This window comes from Nocardia carnea, assembly GCF_029868855.1.
GTDB classification, from domain to species: Bacteria; Actinomycetota; Actinomycetes; order Mycobacteriales; family Mycobacteriaceae; genus Nocardia; species Nocardia carnea_A.
This window is the reverse complement of record NZ_JARWOV010000174.1, coordinates 25,117-46,647: the sequence shown is the minus strand read 5'-3', so window position 1 is coordinate 46,647 and position 21,531 is coordinate 25,117. Positions and strand designations below refer to the sequence as shown.

General features: G+C 68.3%; 19 protein-coding genes. 13 read left to right on the top strand and 6 right to left on the bottom strand.

Annotated features, from left to right (window positions below; all coding sequences use genetic code 11):
• Positions 1 to 168: 168 nt before the first annotated feature.
• Entirely contained in the window at positions 169 to 1,032 is an 864-nt protein-coding gene (locus QH195_RS15810; protein ID WP_280435923.1) for a GNAT family N-acetyltransferase, read from the top strand.
• A 195-nt stretch (positions 1,033 to 1,227) separates the two neighbouring features.
• Positions 1,228 to 3,015: a penicillin-binding transpeptidase domain-containing protein gene (locus QH195_RS15805; RefSeq protein WP_280435922.1), complete on the top strand. Its 1,788-nt coding sequence runs from the start codon at positions 1,228 to 1,230 to the stop codon at positions 3,013 to 3,015.
• Between the two features lie 19 nt (positions 3,016 to 3,034).
• Here the strand turns inward: QH195_RS15805 and QH195_RS15800 are convergent, their stop codons facing one another.
• From QH195_RS15800 to QH195_RS15780, 5 genes are all read right to left on the bottom strand, one after another.
• Positions 3,035 to 3,247 carry a hypothetical protein gene (locus tag QH195_RS15800; RefSeq protein ID WP_280424094.1) on the bottom strand — a complete coding sequence of 71 codons (213 nt, stop codon included), beginning with the start codon at positions 3,245 to 3,247 and terminating at the stop codon, positions 3,035 to 3,037.
• A gap of 214 nt (positions 3,248 to 3,461) precedes the next feature.
• The gene (locus tag QH195_RS15795) at positions 3,462 to 3,959 is read right to left on the bottom strand and encodes a peroxynitrite isomerase (protein WP_280435921.1); all 498 of its coding nucleotides are present in this window, start codon (positions 3,957 to 3,959) and stop codon (positions 3,462 to 3,464) included.
• A gap of 93 nt (positions 3,960 to 4,052) precedes the next feature.
• On the bottom strand, positions 4,053 to 4,580 hold the full coding sequence (locus QH195_RS15790) for a hypothetical protein (protein ID WP_280424096.1): 528 nt from the start codon (positions 4,578 to 4,580) through the stop codon (positions 4,053 to 4,055).
• 79 nt (positions 4,581 to 4,659) lie between these two features.
• Positions 4,660 to 6,048 carry an APC family permease gene (locus tag QH195_RS15785; RefSeq protein WP_280424097.1) on the bottom strand — a complete coding sequence of 463 codons (1,389 nt, stop codon included), beginning with the start codon at positions 6,046 to 6,048 and terminating at the stop codon, positions 4,660 to 4,662.
• 117 nt (positions 6,049 to 6,165) lie between these two features.
• On the bottom strand, positions 6,166 to 7,026 hold the full coding sequence (locus QH195_RS15780; protein ID WP_280424098.1) for a helix-turn-helix domain-containing protein: 861 nt from the start codon (positions 7,024 to 7,026) through the stop codon (positions 6,166 to 6,168).
• Between the two features lie 980 nt (positions 7,027 to 8,006).
• Between QH195_RS15780 and QH195_RS15775 the strand changes: the two genes are divergently transcribed.
• The 5 genes from QH195_RS15775 (at position 8,007) to QH195_RS15755 (ending at position 12,543) form a co-directional block, all read left to right on the top strand.
• Positions 8,007 to 8,366, top strand: coding sequence for a DUF4254 domain-containing protein (locus QH195_RS15775; protein ID WP_280424132.1), 360 nt, complete (start codon positions 8,007 to 8,009; stop codon positions 8,364 to 8,366).
• 166 nt (positions 8,367 to 8,532) lie between these two features.
• A complete protein-coding gene (locus QH195_RS15770) occupies positions 8,533 to 9,300 on the top strand; it encodes a GntR family transcriptional regulator (RefSeq protein WP_348536847.1) in 768 nt (255 codons plus the stop codon).
• Positions 9,301 to 9,383: 83 nt separating this feature from the next.
• Positions 9,384 to 10,247: a type I methionyl aminopeptidase gene (map, locus tag QH195_RS15765; RefSeq protein ID WP_280424099.1), complete on the top strand. Its 864-nt coding sequence runs from the start codon at positions 9,384 to 9,386 to the stop codon at positions 10,245 to 10,247.
• Entirely contained in the window at positions 10,244 to 11,869 is a 1,626-nt protein-coding gene (locus QH195_RS15760) for a cobyric acid synthase (RefSeq protein WP_280435920.1), read from the top strand. Before map ends, QH195_RS15760 begins: the two co-directional genes overlap by 4 nt.
• 110 nt (positions 11,870 to 11,979) lie before the next feature.
• On the top strand, positions 11,980 to 12,543 hold the full coding sequence (locus QH195_RS15755) for an alpha/beta hydrolase (RefSeq protein ID WP_280424101.1): 564 nt from the start codon (positions 11,980 to 11,982) through the stop codon (positions 12,541 to 12,543).
• Here the strand turns inward: QH195_RS15755 and QH195_RS15750 are convergent.
• A complete protein-coding gene (locus tag QH195_RS15750) occupies positions 12,523 to 13,668 on the bottom strand; it encodes an alpha/beta hydrolase (protein ID WP_280435919.1) in 1,146 nt (381 codons plus the stop codon). The genes QH195_RS15755 and QH195_RS15750 overlap by 21 nt on opposite strands.
• A 455-nt stretch (positions 13,669 to 14,123) precedes the next feature.
• Between QH195_RS15750 and mqo the strand changes: the two genes are divergently transcribed.
• The 6 genes from mqo (at position 14,124) to QH195_RS15720 (ending at position 21,510) form a co-directional block, all read left to right on the top strand.
• Positions 14,124 to 15,584 carry a malate dehydrogenase (quinone) gene (mqo, locus tag QH195_RS15745; RefSeq protein ID WP_432278839.1) on the top strand — a complete coding sequence of 487 codons (1,461 nt, stop codon included), beginning with the start codon at positions 14,124 to 14,126 and terminating at the stop codon, positions 15,582 to 15,584.
• A 137-nt stretch (positions 15,585 to 15,721) separates the two neighbouring features.
• The gene (locus tag QH195_RS15740; RefSeq protein WP_280424104.1) at positions 15,722 to 16,171 is read left to right on the top strand and encodes a GNAT family N-acetyltransferase; all 450 of its coding nucleotides are present in this window, start codon (positions 15,722 to 15,724) and stop codon (positions 16,169 to 16,171) included.
• Between the two features lie 520 nt (positions 16,172 to 16,691).
• Positions 16,692 to 18,719 (top strand): VWA domain-containing protein, encoded by a 2,028-nt coding sequence (locus tag QH195_RS15735; protein WP_280435926.1) that lies wholly within the window; start codon positions 16,692 to 16,694, stop codon positions 18,717 to 18,719.
• 49 nt (positions 18,720 to 18,768) lie between these two features.
• A complete protein-coding gene (cobO, locus tag QH195_RS15730; RefSeq protein ID WP_280435917.1) occupies positions 18,769 to 19,383 on the top strand; it encodes a cob(I)yrinic acid a,c-diamide adenosyltransferase in 615 nt (204 codons plus the stop codon).
• A 46-nt stretch (positions 19,384 to 19,429) separates the two neighbouring features.
• Positions 19,430 to 21,100: a cobyrinate a,c-diamide synthase gene (locus tag QH195_RS15725; RefSeq protein ID WP_280435916.1), complete on the top strand. Its 1,671-nt coding sequence runs from the start codon at positions 19,430 to 19,432 to the stop codon at positions 21,098 to 21,100.
• A complete protein-coding gene (locus QH195_RS15720) occupies positions 21,097 to 21,510 on the top strand; it encodes a cobalamin biosynthesis protein (protein ID WP_280435915.1) in 414 nt (137 codons plus the stop codon). The genes QH195_RS15725 and QH195_RS15720 overlap by 4 nt, the downstream gene beginning before the upstream one ends.
• The last annotated feature ends 21 nt before the right edge of the window (positions 21,511 to 21,531 follow it).

Sequence of the window (21,531 nt, the reverse complement as noted above, 5' to 3'; positions counted from 1 at the left end):
CCGACTACATCGAACTCCTGGGCCGTTCGGCGGGTTTCCAGAACAACATCGTGGACCTCGGCGGTGTGGGCGCTTCTCGGGATCACCGCTGCCCCGGTGGGACCGCCGCGGCACGCGCTTTCGGGATATCCGTATCGCGTGGCCGCACTTCATGGCAGGCTGTACTAGGTGCGGAGTCTGCTGGAGCCGACCCGGCGCGCGAAATACGTTCCCGCGCGCCAGCTCGCCAAGCGGGACCTGGGACAGGTGCTCAGGGTGCTCGACGAGGACCCGGTGGCGGCCTGTATGGTCGCCGCCCGGCTACAGGAATACGGTCTGGACAACCGGTACGGTCAAGGCGAACTGTGGAGCCACGGCGGACCGGCCGAATCGCTGTGTTTCTCCGGCGTCAATCTGATCCCGTTGCGCGGTGACCGCGAGGCCATCCGTGCCTTCGCCGACCGCGCCCTGCGCTGGCCACGGATGTGTTCCTCGGTCGTCGGCCGCCGGGAACTCGCGCTACCCCTGTGGGAGATGCTCGCCGATCACTGGGGCCCGGAGCGGGAGCTGCGCGCAGACCAACCGTTGCTGGCGCTCACCGGGACCGCCGTCGCCGCGGCCGACCCGGAGGTCCGCCAGGTGCGTCCCGGCGAACTGGACCGTTACCTGGCGGCCGCCATCGCCATGTTCATCGAAGAGGTGGGGGTGGATCCGCGCGCCGGTGACGGCGGCCGCGGCTACCGTCGCCGGGTCGCCGGCTTGATCGAGGCCGGCCGGGCCTGGGCCCGGTTCGTCGACGGCGAAGTCGCCTACAAGGCCGAAGTGGGGGCGATGTCCCGGCGTACCGGCCAGATCCAGGGCGTATGGGTCCATCCGGAGCACCGCGGGCGAGGCCTGGGTACCGCAGGAACGGCCGCTGTGGCGAACGCGGTGGTCGCCACCGGGCGCACGGCCAGCCTGTACGTCAACGACTACAACGAGATCGCCCGGAAGGCATACCGCGCGGTCGGTTTCCGGCAGATCGCGACCTTCGCAACGGTACTGCTGGACTGAGCCGGGCCGGGGCCGGCCGACCGACCGGACTGTCGGCGCGCCGGCCGAAATCGGGCACGGTGGTGGCGGCAATCGGCACGGCCACGGCCGATCCGGGTGCCGGTACGGCGGGAGCAGTGCCGCCGCACCCCAGTCCGGGCAGAACCCGGTGCGCCGCAAGTGAACACCGGCTCCCGGCCGCTACGATCGGGCCCGATGACGGTCCGTCCGGTACTCGTAGTCGCGGTCGCGGTGCTCGCTTTCGCCACGACCGCCTGTCTCGGCGGGTCCGCGGGACCGATCACCGCGGCCGACGGCTTCCTCGAGGCCTTTGCAGCCCGCGACCTCGACGAAGCCGCCGCACACACGACCCGTCCCGAGAAAGCCCGGCCCGCACTCGTATCCGTATGGGAGGAACTGGGTGCCGAGGAATTGCGCGCCCACTCCGGTGCGGCCCGGATCACCGGTGATACCGCAACCGTCGACTACACCTACGAATGGCGGCTGGGCGGTGGACGTAGCTGGTCCTACACCGGGCAGCTGCCGCTCGTGCGCAGCGGTGGCGGCTGGACCGTCCGGTGGAGCGGATCGGCCATGCATCCCCGGCTCGGCGACACCCAGGCCATGGCATTGTCGGTTCGCCAGGCGCCCGGTGCCCGGGTGAACGAACAGTCCGGTAGTGATGTGCTGATACCGGGCACAGTTTCGCGGGTTACATTCGACGCCGCGGGAAGCGCGGAACCGCGGCAGGTGGCGGCGGCGGTCTCGCGGGCGTTGATCGATATCGACGACCGGCTGACCCCGGAGCGGATCCTGGATTCCGCCCGTGCCGCCGACGGCGTGTACACGGTGATCGTGCTGAACGAAACCGAGTTCGGCCGGGCCGGTCCGCGGCTCATCGGTCTACCGGGGGTGCGGGTCACCCAGGAATGGGATCTGACCCCTGCCGATCGGAAGTTCGCTCCCGACCTGATGGCGCAGGTTCGGCAGGCCGTGATCGACGATGTGCACGGCCGGGCCGGCTGGCGCGTGGTCGCCCGCAACGAGGGCGGCGCGGAGACCGGTGTGCTGCACGAGGTGGCCGCACAGCCGGCACCGTCGTTCACGTTGAGTGTGGACCGGTGGGTGCAGAACGCCGCCCAACGGGCGGTCGACGGCCGCCGGGAACAGACCATGATGGTGGTGCTCGAACCGTCCACCGGCGGCATCCTCGCGGTCGCGCAGAACGCCGCTGCCGACCGCGACGGCCCGGTGGCCACCATCGGTCAGTATCCGCCGGGATCGGTGTTCAAAACGGTGACCGCTGCCGCCGCGATCTCCGGTGGTCTGGCCACTCCGGACACCGTGGTGGCGTGTCCGAGCGCAATAACCATCGGTGAACGCCTGATTCCGAACTACAACGGTTTCACGGTCGGGAATGTCGAACTGTCGACCGCCTATGCGCGTTCCTGCAACACATCGTTCGCCGAATTGGCCAGCCGATTGCCGGCCACCGCACTTTCGGAGACGGCGGCAGCATTCGGGATCGGCCCGGATTACGCGATTCCCGGTCTACCGACCTATTCCGGTTCCGTACCCGTTTCCGAAGATCGCACCCAGCGGACCGAGGACGGAATAGGGCAGGGGCGGGTGGTGGTCAGCCCCTTCGGTATGGCGTTGCTGGCCGCGACGATCGCCCACGGCAGCGCGCCGACCCCGTATCTGATCGCCGGCCGCGATACCGTCGCCGACGGGCCGCGGCCGACACCGGATCCGGCGGTCGTGGACGGATTGCGGGCGATGATGCGCGACGTGGTACTCACCGGAACCGCCAACCGGATCGCCGATCAGGGTGAGGTGTTCGGTAAAACCGGGGAGGCGGAGGTGGCCGGCGGTTCACATTCCTGGTTCGTCGGCTACCGCGGTGACCTGGCGTTCGCAACGTTGCTGGTCAAGGGCGGTAGCTCGGATAACGCCGTAGCGGTGACCCGCGATATGCTGGCCGCTCTCCCGGACGGCTACTGATCACCCGGCAGTGATTCGATCACGGCCCGGTGGCGGCAGTGCCGGTGCCGATCGGATAACGGTGACCGGTTTCGGTATCCACCGGATCACTGACCCGCGCGGGTGCGACAACCGAAACGGCCCGGTCGGAGACCGGGGCCGACGCGGCGGTGTCGGTGCCGAGGATTTCGACCACCCCGGTGCCGCCGAGAATCAGTCCGGCGGTGATGAGAGCAACGGTGGAACGCTTCATATCCGGCTCCCTCCGATTCAGAGGTTCGACAGCTGGCGGGCTCGGTTGGCACCTGTGCGGCCGAGCCCTGCGTAAGAGTTTTCTGAAGATTTGCTGCTCAGGTCAACCTAAGCCGGAATCCCGCATCGAGACAAGATGGAAAGCTGCGGAAAATCGGCAATGGGCAAATCGTGACCCGAGCCCGGAAATCCGTGACGTTTTCGTTATGCCCAGTTCAGATCTTCTGCAAACTTGCGGCGAGATGATCCTGTAAAGGCAGGCCCACGGCGCCCATCTGCAAGGTGTAGTCGATGACGTCGCCATGCATATGAATGGTCCGGCTGAGCGCGGTCACCGATTTGGCGGTACTGCTCAGGCCGATCGCGGTGGACTCGAGCTCCAGGCGGATCTCGGCGTCGGCAAGGGTGAGTTTGCCCTCGCAGATCTCGGTGATACCGGTGGGGTGGGACAGGATCAGCTCGACCCGGTCGGGGCCGGGGCAGCGCAGGTAGCCGGTTTCCACATGCAGGGGCCGGTTGTCGTCTGCGTGCCGGGTGCGCTGCCGGTAGGTCAGGAAGGGGCGGCCGAGATGACCGAAGGTGATCTCCTCCAGATAGCCGAACGGCTCGATGGTGGGATAGTCACCCTGCCCGGCGCCGCGCCAGGTCCCGAGGAGGCCGGCCAGCGGCGCGATAGCGGGATGCGGGGCGGCGGGTGTCTGCGGTTCGGCCACGGCGCACAAGAATAGACCCTTACCGGTCGATCGGATACATCCGATCGACTCCGCGTGCCGTCCGGGGCCGGGCAGGCCCGTTCCGGGCGGGCGTTACTTGTTCTTGCGGCGGCCGAACGGCCAGAACGAACGGGTGCGGCGTCTCGGCAGCGCGGCGTAGACCATGGTCATCTCGGCGAAGACTCCCGCCTCCCGTTCCCGGTCGTCGCCGAAATCGTCGCGACCCAGGATCTGGGTGATCGACCCCGGGGCGATGGTCGCCAGTGCGTCCAGCAGTGCCGGGTTGAGGGCGCCGATCGAGATCCGGGTGATATCGGCGTCCTCGGAGCCCGGGCCGCCGTGGCCGAGCAGCATATGCCCGATGGCGTGCAGCACGATATGGTCGGCGTTCCGGCCGGACGCCGAGGCGTCGTAGACGATGATGTCGTCGTGTTTACGTGCGATCCACAGTCCGTTGCCGTTGCACCCGAGTTCGGCCAGCGCCGAGCGATGTGCCGGCTGCAATGAGATCGGCCGCTTGCGGTACGCGGCCACTTCGGCGAGGTAGGTGTTGAGATCCCACGGGCTGGGTAGGGGCACCGACCCAGCCGCATCGCCGAATCTGGCGTCCATGCTTGTCATCGGCGAATACGTTACCGATCGCACGCGCGCTCGTCACTTCAGCGATTTCGGGAGCCGCGGCATCGCCTGTCGGGCGAGGCTACCGGATATCCACCCCGGGCCCCAGGGGTTTCACGTTGTGCGGTTTGTTCCACGCTGCCGTCAGCGCCCACAGCACCACACCCACTGCGAGCAGGATTCCGGCGATCACATACTGCTGGGGGTTGCGATCGGTGAACGGTGTGGCCAGGTAGGCGCAGCACACCGCGCCGAGTACCGGCAGCGGTGTCGGGGTGCGGAAGTGCCGGTGGCCGACCCGGTCGCGGCGCAGCACCAGGACCGCGATGTTGACGATGGTGAAGACCACGAGCAGCAGCAGCGCCGTGGTGCCGCCGAGCTCGGGTACTTCGCCGACGAACAGGAGCAGCCCGAGTGCCAACAGTGTGGTGAAGATGATCGCGATATACGGAGTGCGGCGATTCGGGTGCACCCGGCCCAGGGAGCGGGGAACGACCTTGTGTTTGGCCATGCCGTAGAGCAGGCGGCTCGCCATCAGCATGTTGATCAGCGCCGAGTTGGCGACCGCGAACATGGTGATGAAGGCGAAGATCTGGGTGGGGAATCCGGGGGCGCCGATCTCCACCACCTGCAGCAACGGTGTATCACCCTCGGACAGTTTGTCGGGCGGTACCAGCGCCACCGCGGTGATCGAGACCAGTACGTAGATGGCACCGGTGATCAACAGGCCGGTGAGCAGGATTTTCGGGAAGATCCGGCTGGGTTCCTTGGTCTCCTCGGCCATGTTCACCGAATCCTCGAATCCGACCATGGCGTAGAAGGCCAGGGTCGTCGCGGCGATCACCCCACCGAACGCGGAACGATCGCCGGTGTCGAATTCGACGATCCGGCCGAAGTCGCCGTTGCCGAAACCCAGCGCCCACAGTCCGATACAGATCACGATGAGCAGCCCCGAGAGCTCCACACAGGTGAGCAGGACATTCGCCTTCACGCTCTCGCCGACCCCACGCAGATTGATCGCCGCGACCAGGGCCATGAAGGCGAGTGCGATGAGCGTGAGGACCAGACCGTTCGCGCCGTCGAAATCGAAGGCCTCGGCGAAATTTGCCGCGAACGCCTTGGCGGCGGTGGCGGCGGAGGTGATACCGGAACTCATCACGGCGAAGGTCACCATGAAGGTCAGGAAGTGGATGCCGAACGCCTTGTGCGTATAGAGCGCGGCGCCCGCGGCCTGCGGATACTTGGTGACCAGTTCCAGATAGCTGAATCCGGTGATCATGGCGACCCCGAAGGCGACCAGGAACGGTACCCATACCGCCCCGCCGACCTCGCCGGCTACGCGGCCGGTCAGCGCGTAGATACCGGTGCCGAGAATATCGCCGACGATGAACAGCAACAGCAGCCACGGGCCGATGACGCGCTTGAGTTCGGGCTGCTGCTCCGGATCGGTTCGGGCGGTGATATCTGCCAAGGGTCCCCTCGCTCCCGCAGTGACCGGTATGCACCGGTGATCGGACAGGTGGGCTTTGTATACCCGTTCACCGGGCCCGCGATGCCCGTACCGCGCCGATTCGCGCGAAATGTTCGGTCAGCTCATGGCTTCGGCGGCATCGGCGATCATCACCGCGGAATCCCGGGGGCTCAGCGCCATCGCGCGCAGTTGGTCGAACATGACACCGAAACGGCGGATCTCGGAATGGCCTTCGATCAGCGCGTCACCGGAAATTCCCTCGACATAGACCAATTCGGGGTCGGTGGGGTCCGGGAAATCGAGAATGGTGAAGGATCCGGCCATACCGGGGTGTGCGCCCGCGTCGAAAGGCAGGATCTGCAGGATCACGTTCTTGCGTTTGGTGGCCTCGCCCAGCCGCCGCAGTTGGCCGCTCATGACCTCCGGGCCGCCGACGACGCGGCGGATGGCGGCCTCGTCCAGCACGACCCACAGTTCGAGGGGTTCGTCCTTGGCCAGCACCGCCGCCCGGTCCATCCGGGCCCGCGCCCGGCGTTCGAGGTCGGAGGCCTCCAGTTTCGGCATACAGGTATCGATCACGGCCGTGGCGTACTGCTCGGTCTGCAGCAGGCCGGGAATGAAGGACGTCTGATAGTGCCGGGCCGACAGCGCCACCGATTCGAAATTGATGTACGCGGCGTAGACCTCGGACAGACTGGCCTCGTAGGGCCGCGACATCCCCGGTTTCTGCGCATCGGAGAGCAGCTCCAGAGCTTCCTGGCGGCGCGCCGCGTCGATACCGTAGAGCTCCAGCATCGTCATCAGCGTGCGGCGCTGCGGTCGGGCCTGGGCGGTTTCGATCCGGTACAGGGTGGTCACGTTGATCCCGGTGCGGGCGCTGACCTCCTCTTTGCTCAGCTCGGCATCCTCGCGCATCTCCAGCAACAGCACCGAGAGCCGGCGCAACCCCGCCGTGAGGACGGTGCGTTTGCCTGCCATGTCATCCCTTTCGACCAGCGCCATATGCGATGGGCGGTGTCCCCCGGTTCGCGGCGGCCGCACGCCCTGTGGTGTCACCATAACGAGCGGCCGGGACCGAGGTGATCGGCAGTGTCGTACGGCGGGTGGGTGAACGATGTCCTGAGACGTCCGGGGCCGCGTGCGTTATCGCGTTCTGCGGGTTCCGCCGGACGGCCGGCTCGCTCGCCGGGTCCGGATCATTGCTGCCGGCTCCGGCATGCGGCTCATCCACCGGAGCCGGATCGGCTCGCCGATTCGGCCGTGCCCGCAGAGATTTCGCCGCATGATCCGTGGTGCGGGGATCCTTCGGATACGGACAACTTCCGGCGAATATGGCAAATCTATGGCAATCTTTCGCTGGTGGGTGTGGCTGTATCTCCGCGCGACTCGGCGCGGCCGGGGTGTGGCTGTCCGAAACGGTGTGGGACTACGCGGGGTTTGTGAGATCCCGGCCGGTGGTCGCGATGGCCGGGTGGCTGCGTGGACCCACCATAGGAATGCGTATGGTGCCGGGGTGTGGCGCGGGTAGGTCTCGGCCCGGTTGCGATGTGGTCGCGTAACGCGTTGTCTCGCCTCATGTTGCGAGGGTGCGGGTAACGTTCGGCGCGGCGGTGATTCGGGCCGTCGGCGGGAACGAGCGTGGCGGGTAAGCCTTTTCGGTGGGACCGCGGCGAGCTTCCGTGGGAAGGATCGTTAGGCTTGCGCACGACGCTGTTCGCAACATTGCGTACCGAAGTATTGTGTTCTTGCATCTGTAAGAGCATGATCCAGCTAGCCTTGTTGTGAACAACGATCCGATGTCCGGGATTACCGAATCGAGAGCCGATCATGTTGGTACAGAGTGTGATGGTGCCGGGTGAGTCCGAGGGGTGCAGATGAGCGCGCCCACACTGGGGACCCTGCCGACAGCGCCACAGTTACTGTGCGCCTTTCAAGGGCGGCGGGCCGAGGACCGGGTGTTGCTACGGTTCGCGCACGCGCTCGTCGAACTGCACAAGCGCCGGGCGCATGTCCGGGATCTGGCCGAGATCGCCGAAATAGACGGCCGCCGTGGCGAACTCGTGAACGACATCAACGACTGGATCGTCCGGAAGATGCCGCAGCATCGCAACGGTGCATCGCTGCACACCGAAAGCCTGGGTGCGGTGATCGATCGCATGGCGCACAGTTGGGTCGCGGCGAACCAGGCCATCGAAGCCGACGGTGTGCGTAGTGACCGTACTCATCGGCACTGGTATCACCTGGCCGAACTCGTCGACGGGTACACGGATTTGATCGCCGAGGTGGCCGGCGGCCGCCGCCGGCTGCCGGTGCAGTAACAGGGAACCGCGGACTGCCCGGCTGTCCAGCCCGATGAACGCGAAACCCCTCGCGGTGGGTCCGGGAAACCGCCGCGAAATGTCGAATGGCCTAGACCCAACGGTGAGTCGGTGGCGAACACTCGGTTAACCGGGTGGTGTAGGTCAACTGGAGGTAGTTTCTGCCATGATTCACACGGATGGCGTCGCAACCGTACCGGCGCGAGAAGACGTCCGTACCGAGGTGCGGGCGCCGGGCGGCATGGCCCTGTCGAAGGTCTATCGGGTACGCGCCGAAATCGACACGATGCTCGACGGGCTACGCCCCGGCGACCGGGTGCCCGCCGAACGCGAACTCGCGGGACGGTTCGGCGTCGCGCGCGAAACCGTCCGGCACGCCCTGCGTGACCTCGCCGTCGAAGGCCGTATCCGCCGGCAGGGCCGCGGCACGGTCCTCGCCCGGCCGAAGGTCGTCCGGCCACTGGCTCCCGAATCCGCCGGCGAAGAGGCGGCCGGGGTGGTGCGCCGGTTGCTGTCCTGGGAGGACGGCGTCGCCGACGCGGAAGTCGCGCGTGATCTCGACCTGCCTCCGCGGACGCCCATCATGACCCTCGAGCGCTTGCTCTTCGCCGACGGCGACCCGATTGCGCTGGAACGTATCGATCTGTCGCTGGACCGGTTCGGCTGGCTGCGCGCGGCGTTCGACCCGCTGAGTTCGCTCGCGACGACCATCGGCGATTCCGGTGTCGAATACGCGGGCGCCACCGAGCGGATCGAAACCGTCCTCGCCGCGCCCCGGGAGGCCGGTTTGCTTCGCTGCCGGCCCGCGGTGCCGTTGTTCCGGGTGGTCCGGCGCGGTATCGACACCCAGGGCCGGCCGATCGAACGAGTGGCGGCGCTCTACCGCGGTGACCGGGTCGCGTTCGAGGTCCGCACGGGCGGCCGGGGTCGCTGAGCGGTCGCTCCGGCGATCGCGGCGGGCGGTGACGCGGGAACGTTCCCGGCGACCCGTCGGCCGGTGCCTACTACTCTTGAACCATGTCCGTGCGCACCCGTCAGCCGTTGCTCCCCGGAACCCCCACTCCGATACGCGAGGTTCCCCGCGTCATAGAACGCCCGGAGTACGTGTGGAAGGAAACGGCCCGCGAAGGTTCCGAACCGTGGGTGCAGACCCCGGAGACCATCGAGAAGATGCGTATCGCCGGCAAGATCGCGGCCCAGGCCCTGGCCGAAGCCGGTAAGGCGGTCGCGCCGGGAGTGACCACCGATGAGCTGGACCGGATTGCGCACGAATACATGTGCGATCACGGCGCCTACCCCTCCACTCTCGGTTACAAGGGGTTCCCCAAATCGTGCTGCACTTCGCTCAACGAGGTGATCTGCCACGGAATCCCCGACAGCACCGTGATCGAGGACGGCGATATCGTCAATATCGACGTCACCGCCTATATCCATGGCGTGCACGGCGATACGAATGCGACCTTCCTCGCCGGTGATGTGGACGAGGAGGTGAAACTGCTGGTGGAGCGCACCGAAGAGGCCACCATGCGGGCGATCAAGGCGGTGCGTCCGGGACGGGCGCTCAATGTGATCGGCCGGGTGATCGAGTCCTACGCCAATCGCTTCGGCTACGGCGTGGTCCGGGATTTCACCGGGCACGGGGTCGGGCCCACCTTCCACAGCGGCCTGGTGATCCTGCACTACGACCAGCCCGCCGTCGACTCCGTGATCGAGCCCGGGATGACCTTCACCATCGAACCGATGATCAACCTGGGCGGTATCGACTACGAGATCTGGGACGACGGCTGGACGGTTGTCACCAAGGACCGTAAGTGGACGGCGCAGTTCGAGCACACACTGGTGGTCACCGACACCGGAGCCGAAATCCTGACCCTGCCGTGAGCGCTCCCGGCGGGGCGTTGCTGGTCGCCGGGACCACTTCCGACGCCGGTAAGAGTGTGCTGGTCGCCGGGATCTGCCGGATGCTGCGGCGCCGCGGGGTGCGAGTGGCGCCGTTCAAGGCCCAGAACATGTCGAACAATTCCGTCGTCACCCTGGACGGCGGGGAGATCGGCCGGGCGCAGGCGCTACAGGCGCAGGCCTGCGGGCTCGAGCCGAGTGTGCGGTTCAACCCGATCCTGCTGAAACCCGGAAGCGACCGGCGGTCGCAGCTGGTGGTGCGCGGCCGGGTCACCGATACCGTGAGCGCCGCCGACTACATCACCCATCGCACCCGGCTGCGTGCGGTGGTGGCCGCCGAACTCGCGGCGCTGCGGGCGGAATTCGACGTGGTGATCTGCGAAGGAGCGGGATCGCCGGCCGAGATCAATCTGCGTGCCACCGATCTGGCGAACATGGGTCTGGCCCGGGCCGCCGATCTACCCGTGCTGGTGATCGGCGATATCGACCGCGGCGGAGTGCTGGCGCATCTGTTCGGCACCCTGGCGGTTCTCGAACCCGAGGATCAGCGGCTGATCGCCGGTTTCGTGATCAACAAGTTCCGCGGCGATGTGGAATTGCTGCGGCCCGGTCTGGACCAATTGGCGGCGCTGACCGGCCGGCCCACCCTCGGTGTGCTGCCGTACCGGGATGATCTCTGGCTCGATGCCGAGGATTCACTGGGCACCGTATCCGGTGACCGGATCGGCCGGCCCGGTCCGGCGGTGGGCAGTGAATGGCTCAGCGTGGCCGCGGTCCGGCTGCCCCGGATCTCCAACTCGACCGATGTGGAAGCGCTGGCCTGCGAACCGGGGGTCGCGGTCCGCTGGGCGACCGAGGTGTCCCAGCTCGTGGCCGCCGATCTGGTGGTCGTACCCGGGAGCAAAGCCACCGTCGACGATCTGGAGTGGTTGCGCCGCACCGGAATCGCCGAGGAACTGCGGCGGCGCGCGGCCGCGGGCCGTCCGATACTCGGAATCTGCGGCGGCTATCAGATGCTCGGCCGCCGCATCGTCGATCCGGTGGAATCCCGGTCCGGAGCGGTCGCCGGACTGGGTCTGCTGGATATGGACGTCGAGTTCGCCCCCGAGAAGGTGCTGTGCCGTACCGCCGCCGTGGGTGCTTCCGCGCCGGAACCGGCGGGTACGGCGGGAGTCGTCGCCACCGGTTACGAGATCCACCACGGCCGTATCCGGCGTACCGCCGAGGCCCCGTGGCTGCACGTCACCGGCCGGTCCGCACCCGGTGGCACCGCCGGCGGCGCGGTCGGTGAACCCGCCGAGCCGGCCGCCGAAGGCGCCGTGCGCGGTGCGGTGTGGGGCACGCATCTGCACGGACTCCTCGAATCCGACGTATTCCGGCGGGTCTGGCTGACCCAGGTCGCCCGGGCGGCCGGACGGACCGGTTTCGCCGTCGCACCCGGGACGCGGGTGGCCGCGGTGCGAGCCGCCCAGCTCGACCTTCTCGCCGACCTCGTCGCCGAGAACCTCGAGGTCTCCCGGTTGGAACAGCTCTTGGCCGAGGGGATACCGGCCGGTTTGCCGATCGTCGCCTCCACCGTGGGCGCACTTTCGCGAATCGGCTGATTCCGGCCGGTGCACGACTCGAGATCGCCGCGAGATCACGCGTCACGATCCCCGCGCTCTTTGCGGGGAGTACTCCAACGCCGCCGAGCGGCGGTGTAGCGTCAAGCGTCATGGAATCTCGGCGCATCGCGGTCGGTGACCGGGACTGGACGGTGCGGGTGGACGGCCCGGTGACCCAGCACAGCGTGCTGCTGTTCCCCGATTCCGGCGATCCGCCGGAGGTCTATGACCGGGTATGCGCCCGGCTGCACAGTTCCGATCTGCGGACCATCGTGTTCGAAACCGCCACCGGTCTGGACCTGACCGGCGTATACGCGGTCCTGGACGATCTCGGGGTGCCCTGGGCGAATGTCGCCGGACGCGGCGCGGGCGCCAGTGTGGCGTGGCAGGTCTGTGCGAAAGGGTTCGGGCGGTTCGTGAGCCTGATCGTCGCCGATCGCGGGCATCCGGCCGTGCCGGACGGGTCCGGCACGGTACTCGATGCCGAGTGCCCGGCCGTGGAACTGCCGACCACCGTCCTGGTGACCAAAGGGCTACCGCGGTCTGTCGCCGACAGCTCCGGACGTCATGTGTACGGCGAGTTCCGCGTGGTGGATCTGGATGTCGACAATGTGGCCGCCGAAGCGGATCAGGAATTCGCCACCGAGATCGTCCTACGCACCAGCATGTGGTGAGCCGGGTACGGCTCGCCGCCGGGTGGACGGCCGCTGGGCATGCTCACCCGGGTAATAGGTCGCAAGCCAGTCCAGCCAGCTGTCCAATTCCCGGAACGCCTCCGTACGCGGTCCCTCGGCGGACAGGAAGACATCGTGGCGTGCCCCGTCGATCGGGACGATGGTGGTGCGATCGCCCAGGCAACCGGCCCAGCGCTGGATCTGGGCCACATCCAGGACCGCATCGGCCACATCGACGGCGGGTCCGTACTCGCGGGCGAACTGGGTGAGCTTCGAGCGCAGCAGCAGTGCAGGCACACCGATATCCAGGCCCCGGTGCAACCGCGCCTGCCCCAGCCGGATCGCGCGCAGCCAGCCGGCCCGCACCGGGAAACCCTGCCGGGGCTTCCAGTCCAGGTCGTAATCCCATTCACCGGCCACGCTGTGATGCAGGCTGTCGCCGTAGGCACTGGATTTGCTCAGCGGCAGCGCCGACTTCGCCCGGAACCGGCCCACGGTATTGATCAATTGCGTGCCGACGGTCCGCACATAGGCCGGGCCTTGCAGATCGAACCACGGACTGTTCAGCACCAGCCCGCTGATCCCGGCCGCCGCCGTGCCGCCTGCGCGCTGCAGCCGATCCAGCCACAGCGAGGCCACCAGGCCGCCGGTCGAATGTCCCATGACCAGGACGTTGCCCTGTGTCTCCGCGGCGATCAGCCGTAGCGATTCGTTCAGTTCCCGGTCGTAGAGCGCCAGATCGCCGATGAAATGCGGGGTCTGGTTCGCACGCAGCGAACGGCCGCATTTGCGGAGATCCAGCGCGTAGAACCGATGCCCACGCGCGGTCAGATGCTCGGCCACATGCCGCTGGAAGAAATAGTCGGTGAATCCGTGCAGGTACAGGACGGCAGCGGCCGTGCCGGAGGCACTGGAAACGACCGTGCCGCGGGAGCCGGGATCGGCACTGCCGGAGGCACCGGTATCGGGCAGATGACGTACGAGGGTGGCGACGATCTCGCCCTCGCCGTCCGGGTCGGTCCCCAGGTCGAGTGTGCGGTATTCGTACCCGTCACCGAGTACATCCGGCTGCCAGCTATCGGCCGCTCCCAGCGTGCTGCTGCCGGCCGCGGGTTCGTTCGTCACGGGTCCAATCTAGGCGCATCCCCGCCGCGACATCGGACAGTGTGAGTCGATAGACGGTTGACCGTCCGAATCGGCGCGGTCTGGACCCGGTACGGCCGTGCGCGGCCTGCGGATCACTGCGCCCGGCCGTGTTATCTGCGCCACCGGCTGTTCGTGACGGTGCCGCTCGCAGCCTCGAGAGGGAGGAATCTAGGTCACAATCACCGCCTCGGCTGCGGATTCCGCGCGTGTCGAGGTGCACAATTAGCAGTAGTGAACGGCGGGTAACCTACATTCGGCCGCGCCCGAAGGGGCTCATCGCCGTCCGTGAACAACTGCATATGCGCCCGTGCCCCAGCGGACCACATCCCGGTCGGGAATGTGTGCCCCGCGCACCAGGACAAGGAAGTCGAACACCCGTGCCGAACGCTGCCCAGACTGAAAAGACCGATGTAGTCCTCATCGGTGCCGGCATCATGAGCGCCACTCTCGGTGCGCTGCTGCGTCAGCTGCAGCCGGACTGGTCGATCACGGTGTTCGAACGGCTGGACGCCGCCGCGGCCGAGAGCAGCGACCCGTGGAACAACGCCGGCACCGGACACTCCGCGTTGTGCGAACTCAACTACAGCCCGCAGAAACCGGACGGCTCGGTCGATATCGGCAAGGCCGTCGATATCAACGAGCGATTCCAGGTATCGCGGCAGTTCTGGGCCTACGCGGTCGAGAACGGGATCCTCGGCGATCCGTCCCGGTTCATCAACCCCATCCCGCACGTGAGTTTCGTCCACGGCGCCGCCGATGTCGAATACCTGCGTAAACGCTACGAGGCCCTGGCCCGGCACCCGTTGTTCGCCGGGATGGAGTACATCGATAGCCCCGACGAGTTCGCTCGCCGGCTGCCGCTGATGGCCCGGGGCCGCGATTTCTCCGATCCGATCGCCCTCAACTGGACCGACGGCGGCACCGATATCGACTTCGGTTCGCTGACCAAGGAGCTGCTGGCCCATATCGGCGCCACCGGGGGCGAGATCGCGTTCGGTAACGAGGTCCGGAACCTCAGCAAACAGCGCGACGGCAGCTGGAAGGTGACGGTGCGCAATACCCGCACCGGCCGGCGCCGCACCGTGATCAGCAAGTTCGTCTTCGTCGGTGCCGGGGGCGGGGCGCTGCCCCTGCTGCAGAAGTCGGGGATCAAGGAGATCAGCGGCTTCGCCGGTTTCCCGGTGTCGGGCCAGTTCCTGCGCTGTACCAACCCCGAGTTGGTCGCCAAACACGAGGCCAAGGTGTACGGCAAGGCCGCTGTCGGCGCGCCGCCGATGTCGGTTCCGCACCTGGACACCCGCGTCATCAACGGCAAGCCGGGCCTGCTGTTCGGCCCCTACGCGGGCTGGACTCCGAAGTTCCTCAAGGACGGCAGCAATGCCGACCTGTTCAAATCGATCAAACCGGGCAACCTGACCCCGATGCTGGGTGTCGGTGTCACCGAATTGGGCCTGGTGAAGTATCTGGTCACCGAGCTGATGAAATCGCAGGCCGGCCGGGTGTACACGATGGAGGAGTTCATTCCGCGCGCCGAGGGCCGCGATTGGGAACTCATCACCGCCGGCCAGCGGGTGCAGATGATCCGGCGTAAGGGCGCCGGCGGTGTGCTCGAACTCGGGACCGCCGTGATCGCCGCGCAGGACGGGTCCATCGCGGGTCTGCTGGGCGCCTCGCCGGGCGCCTCGACCTGTGTGACCGCGATGCTCGATGTGCTCGAGCGGTGTTTCCCTGCGGAGTACGCGTCCTGGACGCCCAAGTTGAAGGAAATGGTTCCCTCGCTCGGCGTCAAGCTCTCGGAAAATCAGGCGCTGTTCGGCGAGGTCTGGGATTGGACCGGGAAAGCCCTGCAGCTCAACGGAAGCGGAGCGCACGCGGTACTGCCCGCAGGGGCCTGACCGGGTTCCGCACGCGCGTTCGTCACGGCCCGTCGGACTCGATCCGATGGGCCGTTCGCGGTCGGTCGGTACACCGGATTCGTCCGGCCGGGGAGCATTCGCGTGCATCTTGCGGCGAGGTGTGATAGCAAGGCGCGATGATGTCTACGGTTGCACTCCGACGGTCATGGGCGCAGGATCTCGATACCGCCACCCTGTACGAGCTGCTGAAGCTGCGTGTCGAAGTGTTCGTCGTCGAGCAGAAATGCGCGTACCCCGAACTGGACGGCCAGGATCTGCTGCCGGAGACCCGGCACCTGTGGCTGGACGACGAGGGCGAGGTCATAGCGACCCTGCGGTTGCTCGAAGAGCACGACGACGGGGTCAAATCCTTCCGGATCGGACGTCTGTGCACGGCCGTCGAGGCCCGCGGCCACGGGTACACCACCCGGCTGCTGCAGGCCGCGCTCGCCGAGACCGGTTCGCATACGGTCCGGCTGAACGCGCAGACCTACCTGATCGACCTGTATACGAAGCACGGCTTCGAGGTCGATGGTGCGGAGTTCATCGAAGACGGGGTAGCGCACGTTCCGATGCGCCGCGGATAGTCTCGTCCGGCGCCGTGCCCGCCGCGGTGGTTCGACGCACGGTCGGTGGGCGCGTGCCACACCGGGAGCATCCGGTAAGTCGCCTTCCGGGGCGGCAGTGGGCCGGAACAGCCGTGGGCCCGGTCCGGCATGACATTCGGATCCACCGGGATGCCCGACTGTGCTCGGCGACTCTCACACGCGGTGCCCGGTTCTGCGGGTGGTCGCTGAGGTATCGGCACCGCGCCATGGTCCATGGACGTCCGGATCGGGACGGTGTGCCACATCGAGACCTTCGACGAGGCGTCCGCCGGGCGGAGGTGGGGCAACAGCCGCCGGTGGAGCCGGATCGGCCGGGTGAGAGCACTTGCATGCTGGGGAACCGTGAGAGGCGGGTCCGGAACAACATCCCGGGATGGGTGAGTTCGTGCTCGAAGCCGCCGGCGCAGCCCCTCGGTGCGCGGTGCCCGCAGAGTGCGAAAGGGGGAGGCCGGTGGCGTTATCCGGCACGATTTAGAGTGGGGCCGTGTCCTCTACCGAAATCGCCCGGCCCGCACCCCACTCCTCTGCCGCTGCCGGTGGGGAGAGTGAGGCCGGATTCCCGTTCTCGGCGGTGATCGGTCAGGAACAGTTGCAGCTCGCGCTGATTCTGTGCGCGGTGCACCCGGGTATCGGCGGGGTGCTGGTGCGCGGCGAGAAGGGGACCGCGAAATCGACGGTGGTACGCGCGCTGGCGCGGCTGCTCCCGCCGGCGGTGGACGAATCGGGCGCGCGGCCGGCGCGGCTGGTGGAACTGCCGGTGGGCGCCACCGAGGACCGGGTGGTCGGATCGCTCGATCTGGAGCGGGTGCTGCGTGACGGCGAACAGGCGTTTCGCCCCGGTCTGCTGGCCGCGGCCCATCACGGCGTGCTGTACGTGGACGAGGTCAACCTGCTGCACGATCACCTCGTCGACGTACTGCTCGACGCGGCGGCGATGGGCCGGGTGCATATCGAACGCGACGGGGTCTCCCATTCCCATCCGGCCCGCTTCGTGCTGGTCGGCACCATGAACCCGGAGGAAGGCGAACTACGTCCGCAGTTGCTGGATCGCTTCGGTCTCACCGTGGACGTGACCGCCTCCCGCGACGTGGACGTCCGGATGGCCGTGGTGCGCCGGCGCCTGGACTACGAGGCCGACCCGGCGGGTTTCGCGGCCGCCTACGCCCCCGCGGACGCCGAGATCGCCGACCGGATCCTCACCGCGCGTGACCGGCTGCCCGGTACCGCGCTCGACGATGTGGAACTGCGCCGCATCGCGGCGGTATGCGCCTCCTTCGACGTGGACGGGATGCGGGCGGATCTGGTGGTCGCCCGCACCGCCACCGCCCATGCCGCCTGGTGCGGTCGCGATGCCGTGACCGCGGACGATGTGCGGATCGCAGCCGAATTGGCGTTACCGCATCGGCGTCGCCGCGATCCGTTCGACGAACCGGGGATCACGCCCGAGCAGCTGGACGAGGCGATGCGTGCGGCCGCGGACCAGGCCGATCGGCCCGAATCCACAGATGAGCAACGCGGCGAAGCGGACGCAGGATCGCCGGACGGCCCCGGCGATCGACCCGACGACGATCCGGACGGACCCGGTGGTGGTACCGGGCAGCCGGAGGACGATCCCGATGGCCCCGGCGGCGGACAGCCGGCGCCCGAACCCGGTGCCGATTCGGGGAAATCGGAGGGCCGGGCGGGCACCGGACAGGCCTCGGCACCCGTCGCGGCGCCGGTGCGGCCACCGCGTTGGGAAGTGCCCGGGCTGGGCGAGGGAGCCCCTGGACGGCGCTCGCGTGCCCGCACCAGGCAGGGGCGCGTCGTCAACACGACCCCCGAACTCACCGGCGGCCTACACCTGCTCGGCACGTTGCAGGCCGCGGCGCCGCAGCAGTGGGCCCGCGGGCGGCGGACCGGACCCTTGCGGCTGGCCGCACCCGACCTGCGCGGCGCCTATCGAGAAGGGCGGGAAGGCAATCTGGTGGTGTTCGTGGTGGACACCTCCGGTTCCATGGCCGCCCGGGACCGGCTGTCGGCGGTGACCGGTGCGGTCGTCACCCTGCTGCGCGACGCCTACCAGCGGCGTGACAAGGTCGCGGTGATCGCGGTACGGGGTAACGAAGCCGAACTCGTCCTGCCCCCGACCTCGTCTACCGATATCGCGGTGCGTCGCCTCGCCGGCCTGCGCACCGGCGGGAAAACCCCCCTTGCCGCGGGACTGCGGAAGGCCCACGAGGTGGTGCGGCGGGAACGGGTGCGTGACCCGCGCCGACGGCCGATGCTGGTGCTGCTCACCGACGGCCGCGCCACCGGCGGAACCGACCCGGTGCCCCGGGCCCGGGCGAGTGCGGCCCGGCTGGCCCGCGACGGTATCGCTTCGATCGTCATCGATTGTGAACGCGGCATGGTGCGGCTCGGCCTGGCGGCCGAACTCGCGGCGGTGTTGCGCGGCACCGTCGTCCGGCTGGCCGAGCTGACCGGTTCGGCGGTCGCCGATACCGTCCGGGCGAGTGCGCCCGGGGCCGGTGCCCGGGCAGCGTGACCGATACCGCCCCGCCTGCCGCGAAATCCGAAGAGACCGAGGAGAGTACATGCCCAAAGGGGTGCCGGAGAATGTGCCCGAGGACGGGCTGACCACACGCCAGCGGCGTAATCAGCCGGTACTCGCCGTCCACACGGGGCCGGGCAAGGGTAAATCCACCGCGGCGTTCGGTATGGCGCTGCGGGCCTGGAACCAGGGCTTCGATCTGGCGGTCTTCCAGTTCGTGAAGAGCGCCAAATGGAAGGTCGGGGAGGAAGCGGTCTTCCGTGAGCTGGGCCGGTTGCACGAGCAGACCGGCACCGGCGCGCCGGTGCAGTGGCACAAGATGGGCGAGGGCTGGTCGTGGAGCCGCAAGGCCGGGACCGAGACCGATCACGCCGCTGCCGCACTGGCCGGCTGGCGCGAGATCGCGCGCCGGTTGCAGGACGAGGAACACCGCTTCTACGTGCTGGACGAATTCACCTACCCGCTGAAATGGGGGTGGGTCGACGTGGACGAGGTCGTCGATACGCTGCGGCAGCGGCCCGGAAATCAGCATGTGGTGGTGACCGGGCGGGACGCCCCCGCGGCGTTGATCGATGCCGCGGATCTGGTCACCGAGATGACGAAGGTGCGCCATCCGATGGACGCGGGGCGCAAGGGACAGCGAGGGATCGAATGGTGAGCCGCACCGGTGGCCGGTCGGTGCGGTTGCGCGCGGATCTACCGCGATGACCACCGGCGCCGCCGGAATCGTTCTCGCCGCACCGGCTTCCGGTAGCGGTAAGACCACCGTCGCCACCGGTCTCATCGGCGCATTACGCCGAGCCGGCCATCGGGTCGCGCCGTTCAAGGTGGGGCCGGACTATATCGACCCCGGGTACCACGGCCTGGCCGCCGGCCGGCCCGGCCGCAACCTCGATCCGGTGCTGGTCGGCCGGGACCGGATCGCGCCGCTGTACCGCTACGGCTCCCGCGGCTGCGATCTCGCGGTGGTCGAGGGAGTGATGGGGCTGTTCGACGGCCGGATCGACGATCGGTCCGCGGATCCGGTCGCCGAAGGATCCACGGCACAGGTCGCGAGCCTGCTCGGCCTGCCGGTGATCCTCGTCGTGGACGCGCGCGGGCACAGCCAGAGCCTGGCCGCGCTGCTGCACGGGTTCGCGACCTTCGACTCCGCGGTACGGCTGGGCGGGGTGATCCTGAATCGAGTCGGCAGCGAACGGCACGAGCAGGTGCTGCGTGCCGCCTGCGACCGGGTCGGGTTGCCGGTTCTCGGCGCCCTGCCGAGGTTGGCCGAACTCGAGGTTCCCTCTCGCCATCTGGGGCTGATCCCCGCGGTGGAACACGGTAGCGCGGCACTGCGCGCGGTCGGTGCGATGACGGATCTGGTCGCCCGCCATATCGACTCGGCCGCTGTCGCCGCCCTCGCTGTTGCTCCTGACCCGGGCACAGTATGGGATCCGCTGCAGGCGGGCACGATAGTGAACCCTGCTGAGGCAGCTGCCATCGGTGAATCGTCGCGATCGGTTCCGGCAGGAGAGGTGACCAGTACGGCCGGAGTCGCTGCCGGAGCTGCGTCCGGGTCGGCCGCCGAGCGGGGCGCCGGGGCCGGCGCGATAGCCGGAAGGGCTCCGGTATCCGGATCGGCCGGCCGGCGGGGAGCCGGCTCCGATCTGGTGGTGGGCGCGGACGAGCCGCCCGCAGTACCGGAAGTGCCGGGTACGAGCGGGTATGCGGCCGGAACGAATTACATTGCGGGAGGCCGGAAACCGGTGATCGCCATGGCGGGCGGTCCGGCTTTCACCTTCGGTTACGCCGAGCATCGGGAGCTGCTCACCGCCGCCGGGGCGGAGGTCGCGGTGTTCGATCCGCTGCACGACCCGCTCCCCGCCGAGGCCGCGGCTCTGGTGCTCCCGGGCGGCTTCCCCGAGGAACATGCGGAAGCGCTCGCCGCCAATACTGTGCTTCGATCCGCGGTGGCCGAACAGGCGCGGCGTGGGCTGCCGGTCCATGCCGAATGCGCCGGTCTGCTCTATCTCGCTGCATCATTGGACGGTCACCCGATGGCGGGTGTCGTCGATGCCGTCGCCGAATTCGGTCCGCGCCTGACCCTCGGTTACCGAGAGGCCGTCGCTCTGGCCGATTCCCCACTGTGGCGGGCGGGCGAACGAGTGCTCGGTCACGAATTCCACCGGACTCGCCTGGTCACCGCCGGCACCCCGACCTCCGCTTGGGCTTGGCGCGCAGGCCGGGAGCAGATCAGGGAAGGGGCCCTCGTTCACCAGGTGCATGCCTCCTACCTGCACACACACCCGGCAGGGAACCCGGCCGCCGTGTACCGTTTCGTTTCCGCCGCGCGCGCTCACCAGCGTGCAAGTGCTGCCGCGACCACCCGGTGACAGCTTCGGACACCGCCGCGCCGGCACCCCGCCTCGCTGTCGGTCTGGGGTTGCGCCCCGGACGGTCCGCCGAGCACATTCTCGCGGCGCTGGATATCGCCTTGCCCGGCGCGCGGATCGCCTGCCTCGCGACGATCGACCGGCGCGCCGGCGAACCGGGTATGCGTGTGGCCGCCGAGATGCTGGGGGTGCCGCTACACGGTTTCACCGCCGCTCAGCTCGCGAACATCCCGGTCCCGAACCCGTCCGACAGGGTGGTGGACGTTCTCGGCATTCCCGGGGTCGCCGAAGCCGCAGCACTGCTGGCGGGTGGCGGCCCGCTGCTCGTGCCGCGACGCGTGGTGTCGGGTGTGGTGATAGCGGCTGCCGCCACGCGCGGCGCGGGGCCGGCGACCGGTGTCGCGGGTTGATCCGCAGTGCCTCGCTCGATC